Below are 1350 nucleotides of genomic sequence, written 5' to 3'. Positions count from 1 at the left end.
CTGTGGGAGCGAGCTTGCTCGCGAAGGCGTCGGTACATCCAACACCTTCTCAACTGACCCACCGCGTTCGCGAGCAAGCCCGCTCCCGCAATGGTTATGCAAAATTCAAATTGACACCCAATCATATGATGATTAGCGTGGGCGCCTAACAAAAACGCCCACGGGGTACTCATGTCCAGCAGTTTTCACGCGTCGACCGTCGATTGGCTGGGCGGCTGGATCGCCGCCGGCCAGGTCAAGCCTGGGCAAACCATCAAGGTCGAAGCAGACCTTGGCGAACAACTGGGCGTCAGCCGCACGGTGATTCGCGAGGCCATCAAGACGCTGGTTGCCAAAGGCATGCTGGAGGTCGGGCCGAAGGTCGGCACGCGGGTGCTGCCGGTGCGCCGGTGGAATCTGTTTGATCCGCAAGTGGTCGGCTGGCTGTCACGCAGCGGCCTGCCGGAAAACTTTGTCGACGACCTGTTGGACCTGCGACGCACCATCGAACCCATGGCCGTGAGATGGGCCTGCGAACGGGCAACGGCCGAGCAGGTGCAGGCGATCCGCGTGGCCTATCATGCCTTGGAGCGGGCGGTGGACAGCGGCGCGGATTACAACCGCGCTGACCAGTTCTTCCATGAATGCATTCTTGCCGCCAGCCACAATCAATTCATCGAACAAATGGTCCCGGCCTTGGGCGCGTTGCTGGCGGTTTCGTTCGAGGTGTCGGCGGCCGACCCGGACGAACTGCGCCGGACTTTGCCGATCCACAAGGACATTGCCGAGGCGATCGCCGCCCGGGATGCGACTCGAGGCGTCTGGGCCTGCATGACCTTGATCGATAACGCAGACCTGGCCATCAAGCGCTTTTACCCCAATGTCATGGCCGGTCGGACAGATAACGCCGGGACACCGGGGAACAGGAGGTTTCAATGAAGTGGACAGCCTTGACGGAACACCGCGCGAAGCTGGGCGAGGGGCCATTCTGGGATGAGCCGACCCAGGCGCTGTATTGGGTCGATATCGCCGGCAAGCAGGCGCTGCGGCTGATCGGCGCGAACGTGCAGATCTGGCAGATGCCCGAACACGTCTCGGCGTTTATCCCGACCCAGAGCGGCGACGCGTTGGTGACACTGAGCAGTGGTGTCTATCGCTTGGATCTCGACTCGCCGGGGTTGCAGCCGCGCCTGAAGCTGTTGTGCATGGCCGATCCGCAGCCAGGCAACCGCGCCAACGAAGCCCGCTGCGACGCCTTGGGCCAGCTCTGGCTCGGTACCATGCAGAACAACATCGGTGAACAGGGCGAAGACCTGCCTGTCGAGCGGCGTTCCGGCGGCCTGTTTCGTGTCGGGACCGATGGCCGTGTGA

Annotated in this window: 2 protein-coding genes; both read left to right on the top strand. The window is 62.6% G+C overall.

Annotation, left to right across the window (positions count from 1 at the left end; translation table 11 throughout):
* Window positions 1-171: 171 nt before the first annotated feature.
* A complete protein-coding gene (locus tag OC610_RS27515; protein ID WP_264432631.1) occupies window positions 172-918 on the top strand; it encodes a FadR/GntR family transcriptional regulator in 747 nt (248 codons plus the stop codon).
* On the top strand, window positions 915-1350 hold a 436-nt coding region (locus OC610_RS27510), incomplete at its 3' end, for an SMP-30/gluconolactonase/LRE family protein (RefSeq protein WP_264432629.1). The genes OC610_RS27515 and OC610_RS27510, both read left to right, overlap by 4 nt.

The organism is Pseudomonas agronomica (assembly GCF_025917275.1).
Classification (GTDB): Bacteria; Pseudomonadota; Gammaproteobacteria; order Pseudomonadales; family Pseudomonadaceae; genus Aquipseudomonas; species Aquipseudomonas agronomica.
Note: the sequence above shows the minus strand (reverse complement) of the source record. Positions and strands in the feature narration are given on the sequence as shown.